Annotated in this window: 15 protein-coding genes and 1 pseudogene; 9 read left to right on the top strand and 7 right to left on the bottom strand. The window is 67.4% G+C overall.

Annotation, left to right across the window (positions count from 1 at the left end; all coding sequences use genetic code 11):
* Nucleotides 1-159: 159 nt before the first annotated feature.
* Together pyrH and AC3DET_RS03310 are read right to left on the bottom strand one after the other, a co-directional pair.
* The gene (gene pyrH, locus AC3DET_RS03315) at nucleotides 160-885 is read right to left on the bottom strand and encodes a UMP kinase (RefSeq protein ID WP_192200584.1); all 726 of its coding nucleotides are present in this window, start codon (nucleotides 883-885) and stop codon (nucleotides 160-162) included.
* Between the two features lie 52 nt (nucleotides 886-937).
* Nucleotides 938-1294, bottom strand: a complete 357-nt coding sequence (locus tag AC3DET_RS03310) for a cupin domain-containing protein (protein ID WP_488390701.1) — start codon at nucleotides 1292-1294, stop codon at nucleotides 938-940.
* A gap of 65 nt (nucleotides 1295-1359) precedes the next feature.
* Between AC3DET_RS03310 and AC3DET_RS03305 the strand changes: the two genes are divergently transcribed.
* Complete coding sequence (locus tag AC3DET_RS03305; protein WP_192200586.1) at nucleotides 1360-2055, top strand: AIM24 family protein; 696 nt, start codon at nucleotides 1360-1362, stop codon at nucleotides 2053-2055.
* A gap of 12 nt (nucleotides 2056-2067) precedes the next feature.
* Here AC3DET_RS03305 and AC3DET_RS03300 read toward each other — a convergent pair whose 3' ends face one another.
* From AC3DET_RS03300 to rpsB, 3 genes are all read right to left on the bottom strand, one after another.
* Nucleotides 2068-3561, bottom strand: a complete 1494-nt coding sequence (locus AC3DET_RS03300; RefSeq protein WP_337730283.1) for an HDOD domain-containing protein — start codon at nucleotides 3559-3561, stop codon at nucleotides 2068-2070.
* A 219-nt stretch (nucleotides 3562-3780) separates the two neighbouring features.
* Nucleotides 3781-4659: a translation elongation factor Ts gene (gene tsf / locus AC3DET_RS03295; RefSeq protein WP_192200588.1), complete on the bottom strand. Its 879-nt coding sequence runs from the start codon at nucleotides 4657-4659 to the stop codon at nucleotides 3781-3783.
* A 195-nt stretch (nucleotides 4660-4854) separates the two neighbouring features.
* A complete protein-coding gene (gene rpsB, locus AC3DET_RS03290) occupies nucleotides 4855-5658 on the bottom strand; it encodes a 30S ribosomal protein S2 (RefSeq protein WP_337730282.1) in 804 nt (267 codons plus the stop codon).
* Nucleotides 5659-5981: 323 nt separating this feature from the next.
* Here rpsB and map point away from each other — a divergent pair, with 323 nt between their 5' ends.
* The 7 genes and pseudogenes from map to AC3DET_RS03255 all read left to right on the top strand — a co-directional run bounded on the left by map (nucleotide 5982) and on the right by AC3DET_RS03255 (nucleotide 14102).
* Entirely contained in the window at nucleotides 5982-6758 is a 777-nt protein-coding gene (map, locus tag AC3DET_RS03285) for a type I methionyl aminopeptidase (protein WP_192200590.1), read from the top strand.
* Between the two features lie 44 nt (nucleotides 6759-6802).
* On the top strand, nucleotides 6803-9397 hold the full coding sequence (glnD, locus tag AC3DET_RS03280) for a [protein-PII] uridylyltransferase (RefSeq protein ID WP_488391161.1): 2595 nt from the start codon (nucleotides 6803-6805) through the stop codon (nucleotides 9395-9397).
* 46 nt (nucleotides 9398-9443) lie between these two features.
* Nucleotides 9444-10271 (top strand): annotated as a pseudogene (gene dapD / locus AC3DET_RS03275) (2,3,4,5-tetrahydropyridine-2,6-dicarboxylate N-succinyltransferase); the annotation flags it as partial.
* A 3-nt stretch (nucleotides 10272-10274) separates the two neighbouring features.
* The gene (locus tag AC3DET_RS03270; protein WP_192200592.1) at nucleotides 10275-10637 is read left to right on the top strand and encodes an arsenate reductase; all 363 of its coding nucleotides are present in this window, start codon (nucleotides 10275-10277) and stop codon (nucleotides 10635-10637) included.
* Complete coding sequence (gene dapE, locus AC3DET_RS03265; RefSeq protein WP_488390700.1) at nucleotides 10634-11776, top strand: succinyl-diaminopimelate desuccinylase; 1143 nt, start codon at nucleotides 10634-10636, stop codon at nucleotides 11774-11776. Before AC3DET_RS03270 ends, dapE begins: the two co-directional genes overlap by 4 nt.
* 257 nt (nucleotides 11777-12033) lie before the next feature.
* A complete protein-coding gene (gene asnB / locus AC3DET_RS03260) occupies nucleotides 12034-13731 on the top strand; it encodes an asparagine synthase B (protein ID WP_488390699.1) in 1698 nt (565 codons plus the stop codon).
* A 2-nt stretch (nucleotides 13732-13733) separates the two neighbouring features.
* On the top strand, nucleotides 13734-14102 hold the full coding sequence (locus AC3DET_RS03255) for a nuclear transport factor 2 family protein (protein WP_488390698.1): 369 nt from the start codon (nucleotides 13734-13736) through the stop codon (nucleotides 14100-14102).
* Here AC3DET_RS03255 and AC3DET_RS03250 read toward each other — a convergent pair.
* On the bottom strand, nucleotides 14090-16504 hold the full coding sequence (locus AC3DET_RS03250; protein ID WP_488390697.1) for a penicillin acylase family protein: 2415 nt from the start codon (nucleotides 16502-16504) through the stop codon (nucleotides 14090-14092). The genes AC3DET_RS03255 and AC3DET_RS03250 overlap by 13 nt on opposite strands.
* A 162-nt stretch (nucleotides 16505-16666) precedes the next feature.
* Between AC3DET_RS03250 and bfr the strand changes: the two genes are divergently transcribed.
* On the top strand, nucleotides 16667-17152 hold the full coding sequence (gene bfr, locus AC3DET_RS03245) for a bacterioferritin (RefSeq protein WP_192200597.1): 486 nt from the start codon (nucleotides 16667-16669) through the stop codon (nucleotides 17150-17152).
* 9 nt (nucleotides 17153-17161) lie between these two features.
* Here the strand turns inward: bfr and AC3DET_RS03240 are convergent, their stop codons facing one another.
* On the bottom strand, nucleotides 17162-17818 hold the full coding sequence (locus AC3DET_RS03240) for a thiopurine S-methyltransferase (protein WP_488390696.1): 657 nt from the start codon (nucleotides 17816-17818) through the stop codon (nucleotides 17162-17164).
* Nucleotides 17819-17938 lie beyond the last annotated feature (120 nt).

The raw sequence follows: 17938 nt of genomic DNA, 5'->3' as shown, positions 1-17938 counted from the left end.
CGGGAAGCTCTTCAGCCCCGACCGCACCCTGCCCGCGTTCCGGCGCACGCGATTGCGCGCCGTTCAGACCGGATGGCGGTGGAAGGCGCTGCCACATGCCCATTCGAGCCTCGCGGCATTCTGTCCACCGTCGGGGCCGAAGCCCCGCCCACAGGGGGCTCAGCCGCGCCCTTTCACCAGGGTGCCGACATGTTCGCCGCGCAGGATCCGCATCAGGTTGCCGGGCACGGACAGGTCGTAGATGCGCAGCGGCACGTCGCTGTCGCGGCACAGGGCGAACGCGGCGGTATCCATCACCTGCAGGTTGCGCGCGATGACATCGTCGTAGGTCAGCTGGTCGAAGCGCTTGGCGTCGGCGTGCTTGCTGGGATCCTTGTCGTAGACCCCGTCCACCTTGGTGGCCTTCAGCAGCAGGTCCGCACCGATCTCGATGGCGCGCAGGGCGGCGCCGGAATCGGTGGTGAAGAACGGGTTGCCGGTGCCTGCCGCAAAGATCGCGATGCGGCCTTTCTCCAGGTGGCGGATGGCGCGGCGGCGGATGTAGTCCTCGCACACGTCGTTGATCTTGATCGCGCTCATGACGCGGCACTTGGCGCCCAGCTTTTCCAGCGCGTCCTGCATGGCCAGCGCGTTGATGACCGTGGCCAGCATGCCCATCTGGTCGCCGGTGACGCGGTCCATGCCGCCTGCGGCCAGTCCCGCGCCGCGGAAGATGTTGCCGCCGCCGATCACCAGGCCCACCTCGGCTCCCGCGTCGCGGGCTTCGATGATCTCGCGCGCGATGCGGCCGATCACGGCCGGGTCGATGCCGTAATCCTCGGCCCCCATCAGTGCCTCGCCGGACAGTTTGAGCAGGATGCGGCGATAGACCAGGGGGGCGGGCATGGTGAGTTCTCGGCGTGGGGAAACCGCGGCAATTCTAGCCGAGCGCGTCGCTTCAGTCGCCGGGTTCGTAGATCGAATACAGTTTGCGCGCGGTTTCCAGCACCTCCCACGTGCCGGTGAACCCTGCGGGCACGACGAAACTCTGGCCCGCTTCCAGCACGATGTCCTCGCCATCATCGCTGCGCAGGCGGACGCGCCCGCTGAGCAGGTGGCAGAACTCGTGCTCGGTGTAGTGCACCCGCCATGCGCCCACATCGCCTTCCCATACGCCGCAATGGAAACGGTCATCCCGGGTGGAGTAGGCGTTCTCGACCGCCTGCAGGGGGCGCCCACGGATCAGTCGCTCGGCGGCAACGGGCGCTCGCGCAGCCGCCTCCAGCGTGTGTGGCACGGGAACGATGCGAGACATGGGTGGGACCTGCGGCCGGGGCGGATATGATGGCGCTCCTTCCCGCCATCCATCAAGGAACGGACATGAGCGTGCGCACCCTGCAGGAATTCCTCGCATCATCGAAGGAAAAGGATGCGACGGCCGACGCATTCGAACTGGAAAGCCCGCATCTGCTGGAAGTCCGGTTGAACGGTCTGGTCTGGGCCAAGGCCGGCGCGATGGTCGCGCGCAAGGGCAGCGTGAAGTTCACCCGCCAGGGCATGCTGGAACAGGGCCTGGGGAACCTGCTGAAGAAGGCCGTCAGTGGCGAAGGCATGCAACTGATGAAGATCGAAGGGCAGGGGCGTGTCTACCTGGCCGATGCCGGCAAGCGGATCACGCTGCTGCGTCTCGCGGGGGAATCGATCTTCGTCAACGGCAACGATGTGCTTGCGGTGGAGGCCAGCATCGAGAGCCGGATCACGATGATGCGCAAGGTCGCCGGGATGCTGTCGGGAGGGCTGTTCAACGTACGCCTGAGCGGACACGGCATCGTCGCCATCACGTCGCACTACGAACCCCTCACGCTGCCGGTGAATGCGCAGACCGGGCCCGTGTTCACCGACCCGAACGCCACCGTGGCATGGTCGGGCGGATTGACGCCGGAAATCATCACCGATATTTCGCTCGGCACCCTGCTGGGCCGCGGCTCGGGCGAGAGCATCCAGTTGCGTTTCGCGGGCGACGGCTGGGTGGTGGTACAGCCTTACGAAGAAGTGGCGCTGCAACCGAGGCAGTAGCCACGGGGCCTGTCAGGGGCCGATGGCGCCGACCGATACCCGGTTGCGGCCTTCGCGCTTGGCGCCATACAGCGCTTCATCCGCCGCGCGAAGCAGGTCATCAACGTGGCGGAACTGTTCCAGTGCACCCTGCGTGGCCAGCCCCGCCGAGAAGGTGATGTGCAGTGGCTGGCCGTCGACATCGGCCATCGCCACGCCGGCCACCTCCGACAGGATGCGCCGCACGACCTGGGCGGCGGCCTCTTCGCCGATGCCCGGCAACACCACCAGAAACTCCTCGCCGCCATAGCGGGCGACGATGTCGCTGCCGCGCACCTGCCGCATCAGCGCCTTGGCGAAATTGCGCAGCACTTCATCGCCGACCAGGTGCCCCCAGCGGTCATTGACCTGCTTGAAGTCGTCCAGGTCGATGAAGGCGATCGACAGCGGCCAGCCGTGCCGCGTGGCGGCATCGAACTCCTTCTCCAGCACTTCTTCCAGCTGGCTGCGGTTGTAGGCCCCGGTCAGCGGGTCGCGCCGCACCTCCTCCGCCAGCCGGCGCGCACGGTCTTCGTGCTCGTTGGCTTCCTTGCGGGCACGCGCCGCGTCCTGGATTTCGCGCAGGTTGCGCACGACCAGCAGCTCGCGTGCCTGGTCCAGCAAAGCCTGGATGCGGGCCGGTGGGGCGGGGGGAACGTCGAACAATGCGTAGACCTCGGGCAGCGCCACGAGCATCTCCTCGGTCAGGGCGAGGAACCCCGGGTAGTCGATCCCGAGCCGCGTGGCGGCCTGCATCGCCGCATGGCGATGCGCTTCCTCCGTCCGCGCTTGGTCCATTCCAGCCAGCCAGATGTCGGCAATGTGGCCGGACACGGCCACGCACGCATTGAACGGGGTGTCCGACGCGGGCATCTCGCTCTCGATGATCGCTTCCCTCAACAGCGCCGGCAGATTCCATTGCCGCGCCAACCACCCGCCCACCGTGGCGTGGTCGCACCCCAGCCAGTCGCGCTCGGCGGCCAGCAGTTCGGCATTGCCCACGGCGCGTTCGACCAGTCGCGCATAATCATCGCCCAGGACTTCCAGCAGGGCCAGCACGCCGATGTCCTGCAGCAGCCCGGCCAGCATCAGCTCTTCCACCTTGCTGATGCCGGCACGCTGGCCCAGCACCCGGCTGGCCAGCGCGGCGATGACGCTGCGACGCCAGACGCGCTCCTGCGCGGCAGGATGGGTGCCGCTGCCGCAGCGTGACAAGGAGAACCCCAGTGCCAGCGTCAGGGTGGCATTCAGGCCCAGCACCGTGAGCGCCTGCGAAAGGTTTTCCACCCTGCGGCGACTGGCGTAGAGCGGGGAGTTGGCGATGCGCAGCATGCGCGCGCTCAATGCCGCATCCAGGCCGATCGCATCGGCGGCCGTCGCCATCACCACGTCCGGATCCTGCGCGAGCTCGATGATCCGCAATGCAACGCCGGGCGGGCTGGGCAGATTGCGGCAATTCAGCAGCTGGGCTTCGAGTTCGGGACGCATCCGGGTGCGGGCCACGCAAGTGGGAATTGCCGGCAGGATGCCAGCAATGCGCGACGAAGTGTCACGTTTGAAACCAGTTTCGGCACGGAACGTGCAAACTTGAGTCGTGGTCGACCAACGGTCACGGCGTGCGCGGCGGCATCCGCTCCCGCCAGTCACGCGGGCAACAAAAAAGCCGCGGTTCCCCGCGGCTTTTCCGTCGAAGCGGAGAGGGAAGGCTTACGCCAGCCCGGCCTGCTTCATGACTTCGGCGGCGTAGTCTTCCACCACCTTCTCGATGCCTTCGCCGACCACCAAGCGCTGGAAACCGACCACGTCGGCGCCGGCGGCCTTCACGACCTGCTCGACCGACTTGTCGCTGTCCAGCACGTACGGCTGGCCGTACAGGGTCACTTCGTTGACGATCTTGTTGATCTTGCCGGAGATGATCTTCTCCAGGATGTCGGCCGGCTTGGCTTTGTCCTTGTCCGACATCTTCGCCAGCTCGATTTCCTTTTCCTTCGCCACGAACTCGGCCGGCACGTCGGCGGCCTTGTTGTGCGGCGGGTTCATCGCGGCGATGTGCATCGCCAGGCCGCGGGCCAGTTCGGCATCGCCGCCCTTGACCTCGACCAGCACGCCGATCTTGCCGCCGTGCACGTAGGCCGCGACGTTGTTGGCGCTGTCGATCGACACGAGGCGACGGATCTGCATGTTCTCGCCCAGCTTGGCGATGGCGGCGGCGCGGGCTTCCTCGACGGTCTCGCCCGAGGCCAGCTTGGCGCTCTTCAGCGCTTCCACATCGGCGGCACCCGAGGTCAGCGCGGCCTGCGCGATGGCGTCGGTGAAGGCGATGAAGTTGGCATCCTTGGCGACGAAGTCGGTCTCGGAGTTGATCTCGACCAGCACGGCCTTGCCGCCGTCCTGGGCCACGGCCACGCGGCCTTCGGCGGTGACGCGGTCGGCCTTCTTGTCGGCCTTGGCCAGGCCCGACTTGCGCAGCCACTCGGCCGCGGCGTCGATGTCGGCGTTGTTCTCGGTGAGCGCCTTCTTGCACTCCATCATGCCGGCGCCAGTGCGCTCGCGCAGTTCCTTGACCAGGGAAGCGGTGATTTCCACGGGATTACCTCTATTTGGATTGGCAAAGCCCCTCTCCCGTCGGAAGAGGGGTTGGGGTGAGGGTGCGGCGGAGTCGCGATGCATGCAGCGTCGACGTGCTCCGTACCTTCATCCGCCCTTCGGGCACCTTCTCCCGATGGGAGAAGGTGGAACATGGGCCGCCGCGCAGCATGGCGCGGCGGCATTGCAGCCGGATTACTCGGCGGCGGCTTCGTCGGGCTTCTTGCCGGCGGCCTTCTTGGCCGGGGCGCGACGGGCACCCTTGTCGTCGCCGCCTTCGGCGAACTCTTCCTCGCGCACGCTGGCGGCGTTCGGCTGGGCGGCCTTGCCTTCCAGCACGGCGTCGGCGGCGGCACGGGCGTACAGCTGCACGGCGCGGATGGCATCGTCGTTGCCGGGGATGGCGTAGTCGACCAGGGCCGGGTCGTAGTTCGAGTCGACCACCGCGATCACCGGGATGCCGAGCTTCTTGGCTTCCTTGATGGCGATGTCTTCATGGCCGATGTCGATGACGAACAGCGCGTCCGGCAGTCGGTTCATTTCCTTGATGCCGCCCAGCGAGGCCAGCAGCTTCTCGCGCTCGCGGCGCAGGCCCAGCACTTCGTGCTTGACCAGCTTCTCGAACGTGCCGTCGGTTTCGGCGGCTTCCAGTTCCTTCAGGCGGGCGACCGACTTCTTCACGGTGGCGAAGTTGGTCAGCGTGCCGCCCAGCCAGCGCTGGGTCATGAACGGCATGCCGCAACGCTCGGCTTCTTCCTTCACGGCCTCGCGCGCGCTGCGCTTGGTGCCCAGGAACAGGATGGTGCCGCGCTTCTGCGCGACGCCCGAGATGAAGTTCATCGCGTCGTTGAACAGCGGAACGGTCTTCTCGAGGTTGATGATGTGGATCTTGCCGCGGGCACCGAAGATGTACGGCGCCATCTTGGGGTTCCAGTAGCGGGTCTGGTGGCCGAAATGAACGCCGGCTTCCAGCATCTGGCGCATGGTGACTTGGGGCATTGCAGTAACTCCATCGAAGGGGAACCCACCGTCCGGTTCAATGGAGGACGGTGCCCGTGAGGGCGGGGTTCCGGGGTTGGGCCTCCCTGCGGCGTCCGTGTCCGAACCCTTCAGCGAAGGGCACCCCGGCACGGGTTGGGGCAGCAGGTGTGGATTCGTCGGTGTCGCCCGACGTGGGCGGTCCGGACCGGGCAACCCCGGGCACGAAGCCGCGGGAGTATAGCCGCCTCCAGCCCCCCGCCGCAAACGGTACGGACCGCCTTGGGCTGGGCCTTCTCCCGTGGCCGTTCAGCCCGGGCGCCAAATGGGGGATAATCGGCCACATGGCCATCCAGCTGAAAACCCCCGAAGACCTCGCCCAGATGCGCATCGCCGGCCGCCTGGCCGCCGAAGTGCTGCAAGTGGTCGCCCCGCACGTGAAGCCGGGCGTGACCACCGCCGAACTGGATCGCATCTGCCACGATCACATCGTCAACGTGCAGAAAGCCATCCCGGCCAACGTGGGCTACAAGGGCTTCCCGGCGACGGTCTGCACCTCGGTCAACAACGTCATCTGCCATGGCATCCCGAGCGAAGCGAAGGTGCTCAAGGATGGCGACATCCTCAACATCGACGTCACCGTCATCAAGGACGGCTGGCACGGCGACACCAGCCGCATGTACATCGTCGGCACCCCGTCGGTGATGGCGAAGCGGCTGGTGGACACCACCCGCGAAGCCATGTTCCGCGGCATCCGCGCGGTGAAACCGGGCGCCACCCTCGGTGACGTGGGCCACGCGATCCAGCAGTACGCCGAAGCCGAGCGCTTCAGCGTGGTGCGCGAGTACTGCGGCCACGGCATCGGCAAGGTCTACCACGACGAGCCGCAGGTGCTGCACTACGGCCGCCCCGGCGAGGGCGTGGTGCTGAAGCCGGGCATGACCTTCACCATCGAGCCGATGATCAACGAGGGTGCGCGGCATACCCGCGTGCTGCCCGATGGCTGGACCGTGGTCACCAAGGACCGCAAGCTGTCCGCGCAGTGGGAGCACACCGTCGCGGTGACCGAGGACGGCGTCGAGATCCTGACCCGCGTGCCGGGCGACGACAACGACCTGTGAGCACCACGACAGCCGCGAACGGACACGCGACGCGGCTTCCGGACATCGGCCCGGACGTCGCCGATGACGCGGTCTGGTCGGCGGCGGCGCGCGCCTCGCTCGGCCATACCGATGCGCGGCTGGACAAGCGCTTCGACCAGGACGACGGCATGGACCGCATCCTCGCGCTGCGCGCGCGGGCGGTGGACCACCTGCTGAAGGACGCTTGGCTGCGCTGCATCCCCGCGGATGCGCCGATGGCGCTGTTCGCGGTGGGCGGGTACGGGCGTGGCGAACTGTTTCCGCAATCCGACGTCGACGTGCTGGTGCTGGCTGCATCCGACGTGCAGCAGGCCCACCACGATGCCGTGGCGCGCTTCTTCGCGATGCTCTGGGATGCTGGCCTGCCGATCAGCCACAGCGTGCGCTCGGCGAGCGAATGCACGGCCGCTGCCGCCGCCGACCAAAGCGTGCTGACTGCGCTGATCGAGGAGCGGCTGATCGTTGGCGAACCGGTGGACGAAGGCCTGCTGATCGATGCCATCGGTCCGGCCCGGGTCTGGCCGCCGCGCGATTTCTTCGTCGCCAAGCGCGAGGAGCTGCGCATCCGCCACGCACGCTTCGGCGACACGTCCGACAATCTCGAACCCAACATCAAGGAAGGCCCGGGCGGGTTGCGCGACCTGCACACGCTGGGCTGGATGGCGCTGCGCACGTTCGGCGTGCGCGACCTCGAGCCGCTGGTAGGCCTGGGCCACTTGGGCCAGGACGAAGCTCTCGCGCTCGCGCGCGAGCGGCGTGCGCTGGGTCGCCTGCGCTACGGCCTGCATCGCGTGGCAGGTCGCCCCGAGGAGCGCCTTCGCTTCGATTACCAGAAGACGCTGGCGCAGCGTCTTGGTTTCGCCGATGACGCGGGAAGTCTGGGCGTCGAGAAGATGATGCAGGGCTTCTACCGCAGTGCCGCCATCGTGCGCCGGATCAGCGACCGCCTGCTGCAGCGCTTCGAGGAGCAGTTCGACGGCGAGGCATTGCCCGAACCGCTGGACGAGCGCTTTGCGCTGCGCCGGGGTTATCTGGCCGCGCGCGAGGTGGCCTGGCCCGGGGACGATGTCGCCCAGGTGTTCGCGTTGTTCGCGACATGGGCGGCGCACCCGCAGATCCGTGGCCTGCATTCGCGCACGGCGCGTGCGCTGGCGGAATCGCTGCCCAGGCTGTCGGCGTACGCGGCGGCCGACCGGCTGCAGCGTGATGCCTTCATGGCGCTGCTGCGCGGCCCGCGCGCGGTGGAAACGCTGACCCGCATGGCGCGCCTGGGCGTGCTGGGGCAGTGGATCCCTGCGTTCGCCCGCGTGTCGGGGCGCATGCAGTTCGACCTGTTCCATGTCTACACGGTGGACCAGCACACCTTGATGGTGTTGCGGAACATCGCCGCATTCGCCGCCGGCCGCGCCGACGACCGCTTCTCCATCGCGCATGAAGTCTGGCCACGCCTGCGCAAGCCCGAACTGCTCCTGCTGGCCGGCCTGTTCCATGACATCGCCAAGGGGCGTGGTGGCGATCATTCGGAGCTGGGCGCCGTGGATGCACGCGAGTTCTGCGTGGCGCACGGGCTCAGCGAGGCGGACACCGCGCTGGTCGCGTGGCTGGTGGAACAGCACCTGCGCATGTCGGTGACGGCGCAGAAGCAGGATATTTCCGACCCGGACGTCATCCACGCCTTCGCCACACTGGTCGGAGACCGCGAGCGGCTGGACTATCTCTACCTGCTGACCTGCGCGGACATCGCCGGCACCAGCCCCAAGCTCTGGAACGCGTGGAAGGACCGGCTGCTCGCCGATCTGTACTTCGCTGCGCGGCGCGTGTTGCGCGAAGGGCTGGAGAATCCGGTCGCCGTGGACGAGCGTCTCGACGAAGCGCGCGGAAGCGTGCGTGCGCTGCTGGAAGTGCAGGGCATGGCAGCCGCCCAGGCGGACGCCCTGTTCGCGACCATGCCTGAAGAGAGTTTCCTGCGCTTCCGTCCGGAGCAACTGGCCTGGCAGGCACAGGCCATCCGTGGCGCGATGCCTGGCGAGACGCGGGTGCGCGCACGCCGCATCGCCGACGACGCGGACGCGATGGAAGTGTTCGTGCATTCGCCGGACCGTGACGGCCTGTTTGCCGCGATCCTCGCCACGCTCGACCGCATGGGCTTCGCGATTCACCAGGCACGTGTGCTGGTGGGACCCCAGGGCACCGTCTTCGATACGTTCGAAGTCCTGCCGGCCGATGCCTATGCGCCGCGCGATCCCGTCGAGGTGGCGCGCGGCCTGGGCGACGCGCTCGCGCGGCCGCTGGACAGCGTGCGTACGTCCCGGCGCGCCGTGCCGCGCCAGCTCAAGCATTTCCGCTTCGCACCGCGCATCGAGTTCGGCATCACGCCGGACGGGCGCAGGACCATCCTCGGCCTGGTCGCGCCTGACCGCCCGGGACTGCTGTCGGACGTGGCCCAGGTGCTGCGCCGGCAGGGCCTGCGCGTGCACGACGCACGCATCGCCACCTTCGGCGAGCGGGCGGAAGACGTTTTCCAGATCACCGACGAGCACGACCAGCCCCTGACCGGCGCGGCCATGCAGGACGCGTTGCGCGACGCGCTGCGCGCCGGCCTCGATACCCCCACCTGAGCAGAACCCAGCAGGACCTTTGATGACCCGCAAAGCCAGCAAGAACGAAGAACTGAAGTCCACCATCGAGAGCGCGTTCGAGCGCCGGGCCGAGCTGACGCCGGCCGAGATCGAGGGCTCCACCCGCACCGCCGTTGAGCTGGCGATCGAGGGCCTGGAGAGCGGAAAACTGCGCGTGGCCGAGCCCGACGGCAAGGGTGGCTGGAAGGTCAACGAGTGGCTGAAGAAGGCCGTGCTGCTGTATTTCCGCGTCAACGAGATGGAACTGGTCGAAGCCTATCCCGCGCCGTTCTGGGACAAGGTCGAGGCGCGCTTCGGCGCCTTCGACGAGAACGATTTCCGCAAGCTCGGCGTGCGCGTGGTGCCGGGCGCCATCGCGCGCCGCGGCACGTACTTCGGCAAGGACGTGGTGCTGATGCCGAGCTTCGTCAACATCGGGGCGTACGTGGGCGAAGGCACGATGGTCGACACCTGGGCGACCGTCGGCTCCTGCGCGCAGATCGGCAAGCACTGCCACCTGTCGGGCGGTGCGGGCATCGGCGGCGTGCTGGAACCGCTGCAGGCCAGCCCGACGATCATCGAGGACCACTGCTTCATCGGCGCGCGCTCGGAAGTCGTCGAAGGCGTCGTGGTCGGGCACCACAGCGTGATCGGCATGGGGGTGTTCATCGGTCAGTCCACGCGCATCTACAACCGCGCCACCAAGGAAATCACGTACGGCTACGTACCGCCGGGCAGCGTGGTGGTGTCCGGTTCGCTGCCGGCTGCCGATGGTTCGCATTCGTTGTACTGCGCGGTGATCGTCAAGCAGGTCGACGAGAAGACCCGGAGCAAGACCAGCGTCAACGAATTGCTGCGCGGATTGGCGGACTGAGCGATGGCGACGACGCTCTACGGTTTGAAGAACTGCGACACCTGCAGGAAGGCGATGAAGTGGCTGGACCGCTTCGGCGTCGCGTACACGTTCGTCGACTACCGCGACAGCCGGCAGTCGCCCGAGACGCTGAAGGGCTGGGCGGACAAGGCGGGCGGCTGGGATGCGCTGATCAACAAGTCCTCGACGACCTGGCGCCAGTTGCCGGACAACCGCAAGGCACCTGGCTCCGATGCGGAGTGGAAGTTGCTGCTGAAAGAGTATCCGCAGCTGATCCGCCGCCCAGTGGTGATCACGGGTGAAGACGGGTTTTCACAGGGCTTCAGCGACAATGGGTTCAAGAAGATCTTCGGAGCCGGCGCGTGAGCGATGTCGTCGAACTCTCCAGCGAACTGATCCGCCGCCATTCGGTGACGCCGGATGACGCAGGTTGCCAGCAGGTGCTGGCGACGCGGTTGGGCCAGGCCGGTTTCCACTGCGAACACCTGCGCTTCGGCGACACCGACAATCTCTGGGCCACGCATGGCGCCGGTTCGCCGGTGCTGGTGCTGCTCGGGCACACCGATGTCGTGCCTCCCGGGCCGCTGGACGCGTGGACCAGCGATCCCTTCGTGCCCACCATCCGCGATGGCGTGCTGTATGGCCGTGGTACCGCCGACATGAAATGCAGCGTGGCCGCGTGCACGATCGCGCTGGAGCGGTTCGTCGACGCGCATCCGGACCATCCCGGCACGGTGGCGCTGCTGGTCACCTCTGACGAGGAAGGCGACGCGCATGATGGGGTGAAGAAAGTCGCCGCGCTGTTTCGCGAGCGTGGCCAGAAGATCGACTGGTGCATCACCGGCGAACCGTCGTCGAAGGATGTGCTGGGCGACCTGCTGCGCGTGGGGCGGCGCGGCACGCTGACCGCGACACTGGCCGTGCGCGGCGTGCAGGGACATGTGGCGTATCCGCACAAGGCGCTCAACCCGATCCACAAGGCGTTGCCGGCGCTGGATGAACTGGCAGCACGGCAGTGGGACGAAGGCTACGAGACTTTTCCGCCGACCAGCCTGCAGATTTCCAACATCCATTCCGGTACCGGTACCAGCAATGTCATCCCGGGCGAACTGCAGGTGGTGTTCAACCTGCGCTTCAATCCCAGCTGGACGGCGGAGAAGCTGGAGCAGGAGATCGAAGCCATCTTCCAGCGGCACGGCCTCGACTACCGCGTGCAGTGGCATCGCGGTGGCGAGCCGTTCTACACGCCCGAAGGCCACCTGCGCGCCACGGCGCGCGCGGTGCTGGGCGAGTTCGCCGGTGCGCCCCCGGAGGAAAGCACGGCGGGCGGTACGTCCGATGCGCGCTTCATCGCGCCGCTGGGTGCGGAATGCATCGAGGTCGGGCCGGTCAACGCCAGCATCCACAAGGTCGACGAGCACGTGCGTGTCGCGGACCTGGAGGCACTGCCGGGCCTGTACCAGGCCCTGGTCGAACGGCTGATGCTGCCGGCGCGCGCGCCCTGAGGCATTTGCGCGCTGCCGGTCGCTTTCGGATGAAACAGTTGCCAAGCGGCGGCGGGACCGGTTACGGTCGCGCCATGCCCTGCCGCACCGCCATCAACAACAACCGCAATAACCTGCGCCCGAACAACGGGACGCGGGCGATGCGGCTCTGCGACTAGGCAACGAAAGACCTGCCGGATACCAGAAACCCGCATCGCGAGATGCGGGTTTTTTCGTTTCCGGCTTCCATCATCGAACCCCACCAGGAGTTTCCTCCCATGTGTTCCATCTTCGGCATCTTCGGGCTGCAGCCCGGCGACGACATCCAGGCCCTCCGGCGACAGGCGCTGGAACTTTCGCAGAAGCAGCGCCATCGCGGACCCGACTGGAGCGGTGTCTACCATGACGACGGCGCCATCCTGGTGCACGAGCGGCTGGCCATCGTCGACCCGGCCGGCGGCTCGCAGCCGCTGCGTTCGGCCGATGGGGCGCTGGTGCTGGCGGTCAACGGCGAGATCTACAACCATCGCGAGTTGAAGGCGGAACTGAAGCAGGACTACGCCTTCCAGACCGGTTCCGACTGCGAGGTCATCAATGCGCTGTACCGCGAGGACGAACCGGCGTCGTTCCTCAACCGCCTCAACGGGATCTTCGCCTTCGCGCTGTGGGACAAGGCGACGGGCCGGGCGCTGATCGCGCGCGATCCCATCGGCGTGTGCCCGCTGTACTGGGGCCACGATCGCGAGGGCCGGCTGTGCGTGGCATCGGAGATGAAGGCGCTGTCGCCGATCTGCGCGGATGTCGCCCAGTTCCCGCCGGGCCACTACTACGAGACGTCGACGCGGACGCTGGTCAAGTACTATGAAAAGCCGTGGCGTGATTACGCCGCAGTGGAGCATGTGGAAGTCGCCAGGCAGGAGCTGCGCGAAGCATTCGAGCGCGCCGTGCATCGCCAGCTGATGACCGACGTGCCCTACGGCGTGCTGCTGTCCGGCGGCCTGGACTCCTCGCTGGTCGCGGCTGTCGCCGCGCGTTATGCGCGGCATCGCATCGAGGACAACGACACGACCGAAGCCTGGTGGCCGCGGCTGCACTCGTTCGCCATCGGCCTGGACGGGTCGCCCGACCTGGCGGCGGCGGAAGTCGCGGCGAAGGCATTGGGCACCGTGCACCACGGCTTCACCTACACGTTCCAGGAGGGGCTCGACGCCATCCCGGAAGTGATCCGCCACATCGAAACCTACGACGTCACGACCATCCGCGCCTCCACGCCGATGTACCTGCTGGCGCGTCGCATCAAGGCGATGGGGGTGAAGATGGTGCTGTCGGGCGAGGGCAGCGACGAGATCTTCGGTGGCTACCTGTACTTCCACAAGGCGCCGGACGCGCGCGAATTCCACGAGGAGCTGGTGCGCAAGCTGGACGCGCTCTACAACTACGACTGCCTGCGCGCGAACAAGTCGATGATGGCCTGGGGCGTGGAACCACGCGTGCCGTTCCTCGACGTGGAGTTCCTCGACGTGGCCATGAAGATGGATGCCTTGCACAAGATGATCGACAAGGGCAGCGCCGGCGCGCAGCGGATGGAGAAGGGCATATTGCGCGAGGCGTTCGAGGGCTATCTGCCGGAGTCGATTCTGTGGCGGCAGAAGGAGCAATTCAGCGACGGCGTCGGCTACGGTTGGATCGACGGGCTGAAGGCGCATGCGGAGGCACAGGTCAGCGATCGCGAACTGGCGGCGGCCGACAAGCGCTTCCCGGTCAATCCGCCGCAGACCAAGGAGGCCTATTTCTATCGCACGCTGTTCGAACAGCACTATCCGGGCCAGGCCTGCGCGGAAACGGTGCCGGGCGGCAAGTCGATCGCGTGCTCGTCGCCGGCGGCGATCGCGTGGGATGCCAGCTTCGCGAAGATGGCCGATCCGTCCGGCCGTGCCGTGGCCGGCGTGCACGCGGCGGCCTTGCAGGCGGGCTGACGATGTCACCCGCCGACGTGGTGCGCGAATGGGTCCGCCGCTTCAACGCGGCGGACGTGGATGGCCTGGCCGCGCTGTATGCGGAAGACGCGGTGAATCACCAGGTGGTGGCCGACCCGCTGCTCGGACGCGAGGCGATCGCGAACCTGTTCCGCACCGAATTCGCGCGCGCGACGATGGTGTGTGAGGTGGAACAGATCCTCGAGGACGGCGAGTGGGCCGTGATGGAATGGCGCGATCCGCTCGGACTGCGCGGCTGCGGCTTCTTCCGCGTGCGCGACGGTCGCATCGTGTTCCAGCGCGGCTACTTCGACCAGCTCAGCTTCTTCCGCCAGCAGGGGCTGGCGGTACCGGATCACTACCTGGGCTGAGCGTTGGCGGGACGCAGCGTCAGTGTGTGGGCGGCATCGCCCGGCAGGAATGGCGTCGGCCGTCCGTGTACCCAGTCGTCATGGCCTGCGCCCCAGAACGGCGACATCGGGTGGCCACTCTGGCCGCCCGGCATGTGGATGATGCCGTCGGCCTCGTGGCCGGGCGACACCACCATGCGTTCCGAGGCGCCGAAGGACGGACCCTGCACGCGCGGCATGGCGCCGTCACCGGCGAGCGGTTCGCCCGGCATGCAGAGCTTGGGCTTGAGGAAGGCGGGCAGGGCGTTCGCCAGCGGATGGCAGATCTTCGCAGTGTTGCGCTCGCCCCAGCGACGCTGCGCCAGCGGCCCTTGATCGGCCAGGTCGTCGCGGACTTCCTTCGCCGCGTCTTCCAGCAGGGCATCCCACGTCCTGTAGCGGCGCGACAACAGATGCGGGGGACGCTGTTCGAGCAATGGCCAGGCGACGCCTTCCAACTGCGGCAGGTCGGGCATGATGAAGTCGTTGCCCAGGGCTGCCTGTGCCGGTGCGGTCAGGCCATCGGCGATGCGCGCATGCACGGCGAGGCGCCAGGCGCGCACGAGGCGATAGCTGACGGAGTCGACGCTGGCGACGCCTTCCCAGGTCCTGCCCGCATCCGCGAGTGCCTTCACGGAGGAGTCCGCGGGCGATCGTCCGGCTTCATCCTGCAGCAGTTGCCACCAGCGCTGCAGGAACACGGCGCGATCGTCGAGCTGGATGGCCAGCAGGTCCTTTTCGGTGAAGCCTTCCTTCGCCAGCAGGCCGTCGCGGATCTGCCTGGCACGCGCGCCCAGCGCATAGCCGCCATCGCCGACCCGTGCCAGCGCGTCTCCCTCCAGGACGCGCGCGTTCGCGGTCCACAAACGGTGGTTGGGCGGCGAGGTCAGTACCGGCGTGAGCTGGCTGGAGATGAGCCACGGCGTGCATCGGCTGGGTGGTGCGGGGGTGGCTGCTGATGCATCCGCGCTGCCGCGCGTGAACTCCAGCGAGTGCGTGCATGCACCCGCGCGCGATGCCAGTGGGCCCAGGATGCGCCAGGCGACGCGCCCCTTGTGGTCCGCGATGACGAGATTCTGTGCCGGCGTGGCGGTGCGCTGTGCGACTGACAGCACGGAGGGAAGATCACCGGCGGTGGCGAAATCCACCAGGCCGAAGTTCAGCGCGCCGGGCTGGTGTGCGACCCAACGCAGGGCCAGCGCGGGCTTGCCGGGCGTCGCGGGATGCACGATGGGCCCGTAGCGCGTGTCGACAACGTCCAGCGTGACGGCATCGGCACCGGCCACGCGGATGGTTTCGGCATGGTGTTCGATCGCATCGCAGGTGGCCGGATCATCGCCCTTGTTGCACGGCTTCACCGGATACCAGTCCGCGGTGTCCGCATAGCTGTTGGTGAAGCCCCATGCCACATGCCCGTTGCTGCCGACGATGATGGCGGGCAGGCCGGGCAGGCTGAAGCCGGATACATCGACCCTCCCGCCGGGCGCGCGCGGGTTCGGATAACGCAGGCGGACGCGGAACCAGATGTTGGGCGCACGCAGGCCCAGATGCATGTCGTCGGCAACGATGGCGCGGCCGTCGGCGGTCAGTGCGCCGGCCACCGCCCAGTTGTTGCTGCCGGGCGTGCCCTTGTCGGCCAGGCGCTGGTGCGAGTCGGTCTTCGGCATCGGCAGCGTGCGCAGGTCGACGCCCGTTGCCGGTGGAAGCGCGGCATTGCCTCGTGCCTGCCCGTAGAGCGGTGCGTCCCATTCGGTGCCATCGTGGGTCAGCAGGTCGAACAGGGCCGGCGGCACGTGCTGGCGGATCTTCCACAGGCCGAGCTCGCGCAGGTTCCCGGAGTCCTGCAGGTCGAAGTACATCGCGTATCCGGCCAGCGCCGAGTCGGTCACCTCCCAGGCGCGCGGCGATTGCCGCAGCAACAGGTAGGGCCAGGGACGTGCGCGCAGGTCGCCAAGTCCGGCGTTGACGCCAGCGGCATAGGCTTCGAGCTGCGGCATGCGGTCGCCCGCGAATTCGCCCAGGTGCGCGGATACCCGTGCGCGGATGCGGTGGGTGCGGCGCTCCTTGTCCATGTCCACCGCAATGGGGCCGAACAGTTCCGACAGTTCGCCGGCGGAACTGCGTCGCATCAGGTCCATCTCGAAGTAGCGCTCCTGGGCGTGCACGTATCCCAGTGCGCGGGTGGCGTCGGCCTCGCTGGCGGCGTCGATGGTCACCACGCCCAGCGCATCGCGCTGGATCGAGACCGGTGCCGACAGTCCGGCCAGGCCGGACTCGCCTTCCAGCCGGGCCAGGCTGCCCCGCATCAACCACCACACCACAAGCAATGCCACGACGACGAGGGCCAACAGCAGCAGCGCGATGCGCCGGGTCCACTTCAGCATTGCGGGATCCTTGCGGTAGGAGCGTGGGGGTCGCGGCCGATTATTCCATGGAAGCCATGACCGCCACTGCCGCAGCGCAACGACGAACGAGAGTGATTCCGATTCGGTCATCATGGTGCCCGATCGGGCATCCTGTGCGCCTCGCTACCGGAGCCACGTGCCATGAAAGGCCATCCCGACGTCGTCGACTATCTCAAGTTCCTGCTGCGCGGCGAACTCGCTGCCCGCGACCAGTACTTCATCCATTCCCGCCGCTACGAGGACATGGGGCTGAAGGCGCTGTTCAACCGCATCGACCACGAGATGCAGGAAGAGACCCAGCACGCCGATGCGCTGCTGCGCCGCATCCTGTTCCTGGAGGGCGATCCGGACATGCGCCCGGAGTCGTTCGTCGCGGGCAGGACGGTCGAGGAGATGCTGCAGCGCGACCTGGAGGTCGAGTACGCCGTACGCGCGAACCTGGCCAAGGGTGTCGGCCTGTGCGAACAGCATGGCGACTATGTCAGCCGCGAGATCCTGCTGGCCCAGCTCAAGGATACCGAGGAAGACCACGCGCACTGGCTGGAACAGCAACTGGGCCTGATCAAGCGCCTGGGCATCGAGCTGTACCTCACGTCGAAGCTGGACGGTGGCAGCGTTTCGGGCTGAGGCGAAGACTCAGGTCCGGCGAAGCCGATAGACGGCGGTGGTGAGCGCGGTCAGGCCTTCAGCCTGGAAGCGCGGCTCCTGGTCCAGGATGTCGCGCCGCTCGAGCAGCACGTGCTGCCACGGTGAAGCGAACAGCGCCTCGACTTCCGCCTGCCCGACCGAGAATGGCGGACCGTCCTTCTGCTGCTGCGGGTACTCCAGCGTGATCAGCAGGCCCCGGCAGCCGGACGGCAACGCGGCATACAGCGTGTCGAGGTAGCGGCGACGCAGGGCGGGCGGAAGCGCGATCAGCGCTGCACGGTCATAGACCGCCTCCACATCGGCAAGCAGCGCTGGCTCCAGTCCGAACGCATCCCCCTGGATGATCTCGATGGGGCCGGCAGTGAAGTGCTCGCCGTACTGGCTGACTGTCCTGACCGGCTCCACGCCCGCCTCCTGGAAGAACTGCGCCACGGCCAGGGGCGACAGTTCCACGCCCAGCACGCGGTATCCCTGCGCGGCCAGCCAGTGCATGTCCAGCGATTTGCCGCACAGCGGCACCAGGACGCGGGCATCGGCACGCACCTGCAGCGATGGCCAGTGTTTTTCCAACAGCGGCATCACGTCGCTGCGGTGGAAACCGATCTGGCCTTCCTGCCATCGCTGCAACCAGAAATCGGCATCCATTCGTGCGGCCCTCGTCGAAACCGTTGGATTGAAACTCGCCCAGCTGTTGTAGGAGGGGCTTCAGCCCCGAGGCTTCTCCGCGTGTAAAGCGGTCGGGGCTGAAGCCCCTCCTACAGCAAT

This window comes from Pseudoxanthomonas sp. 97-1-1 (assembly GCF_057773125.1).
The sequence above is the reverse complement of the archived record's forward strand: the minus strand, read 5'-3'. Positions and strand labels throughout refer to the sequence as shown.